We start from the raw sequence: 1,751 nt of genomic DNA, 5'->3' as shown, positions 1-1,751 counted from the left end.
CCGGCGGGCGGACCGGAGTCCGGTCGGATGTCGATCTCCGAACCGGCGACCCGGATCCCGCGCATCGATTCGATCTGATCCCGGGACAGACCCGCCGGGAGTTCGACGATCGAGTGATCGAAACGGATCGAGATACGTCCGATGTCGCCGCCACTGAGTCCGGCCTCATTGGCCAGGGCGCCCATGATGGATCCCGGCTTGACGTTGTTCCGCTTGCCCACAGCAATCCGGTACTGGGCCATGTCCTTGCCCGTGCGCGAGGGACGGGGGCCGTCCGAGAAGTCGCGGCCCGGCCGCTCGCGCCGGTCATCCCGCCGGGTGTCACGCGGGTTGTCCTGCCGTTCACGTCGCGCGGGACGCTCCGGCTCTCGCATGAGGAAGTCGGCGGAATTGCGGGACTGCGTGGCGAGTGCGGCGGCGATGTCGGCCATCGAGACGGAGTGCTCGTTGGCGTACTCCTCCACCAGCCGGCGGAACATCGCCAGGTTCGGATCATCGAGGCTCTCGGTGATCGACTGCCCGAACTTCGCCATCCGCATCTCGTTGACATCATCCACGCTCGGGAGCTGGATCTCTGTCAGCGGCTGACGCGTGGCCCGCTCGATCTGGGAGAGCATGCGACGCTCCCGCGGGGTGACGAACAGCAGCGCCTGCCCGCTGCGGCCGGCGCGGCCCGTACGGCCGATCCGGTGCACGTACGACTCGGTGTCGTGCGGGATGTCGTAGTTGACCACGTGGCTGATACGGGGCACGTCCAGACCACGTGCGGCCACGTCCGTGGCCACCAGGATGTCGGTCCGACCGTCCTTGAGTGCCTCGATGGTCCGCTCCCGGAGATTCTGCGGGATGTCGCCGTTGATCGGCGCAGCAGAGAACCCGCGCGCCCGAAGCTTCTCCGCGAGCTCCTCCGTGGCCGACTTGGTCCGGACGAACAGGATCATCGCGTCGAAATCCTCGACCTCGAAGATCCTCGTCAGGGCGTCGAGTTTGTCCCGGTGATTGACCAGGACGTAGCGCTGATGGATGTTCGGGGCGGTGGAGGTCTTGGAGGCGACCTTCACCTCCGCCGGGTCGGTGAGGTACTTCTGCGAGATGCGCCGGATGGCGGAGGGCATGGTCGCCGAGAACAGGGCGACCTGCGTGGTCTCCGGGGTGTCGGAGAGGATCCGCTCGACGTCCTCCTGGAAGCCCATCGCCAGCATCTCGTCGGCCTCGTCGAGGACGAGATGGCGCAGACCCGACAGATCGAGCGTGCCCTTCTTGAGGTGGTCGATCACGCGGCCGGGCGTACCGACGATGATCTGCGCACCCCGCCGCAGACCGGACAGCTGGATCCCGTAGGCCTGACCGCCATAGATCGGGAGCACGTTGACCTGCGGCATGTTGGCGGAGTAAGTGATGCACGCCTCGGCGACCTGGAGCGCGAGCTCACGGGTGGGCGCCAGAACGAGCGCCTGCGGGCTCTTCACCGCCGGGTCGATGAGTGAGAGGATCGGCAGGGCGAAGGCCGCGGTCTTGCCGGTGCCCGTCTGTGCCAGCCCCACGACATCACGGCCCGCCATCACCATCGGGATGATGGCGGCCTGGATCGCGGAGGGGACCTCGTACCCCACGTCCTTGACCGCCTGGGCGACGGCCGGGGCCAGCCCCATGTCGGCGAACGTGATCGCGTCACCGTCGCCGGCGTCGGCGTCGGGCGCGCGGTCCACCGACTCGCCCCTGCGGGGCGTGCGCTGGTCCGCCTGCTCCAC

The 1,751-nt window shown here is 68.1% G+C and carries 1 protein-coding gene; it reads right to left on the bottom strand.

The genetic code is table 11. The annotated features are described in order from the left end of the window. Positions 1-1,652, bottom strand: a 1,652-nt coding sequence (locus tag G6020_RS08365; RefSeq protein ID WP_182610308.1) for a DEAD/DEAH box helicase, incomplete at its 3' end; no start/stop codon positions are given. Between the last annotated feature and the right edge of the window lie 99 nt (positions 1,653-1,751).

It is taken from the genome of Dietzia sp. B19 (assembly GCF_014145155.1).
Taxonomy (GTDB): Bacteria; Actinomycetota; Actinomycetes; order Mycobacteriales; family Mycobacteriaceae; genus Dietzia; species Dietzia natronolimnaea.
The sequence above is the reverse complement of the archived record's forward strand: the minus strand, read 5'-3'. Positions and strand labels throughout refer to the sequence as shown.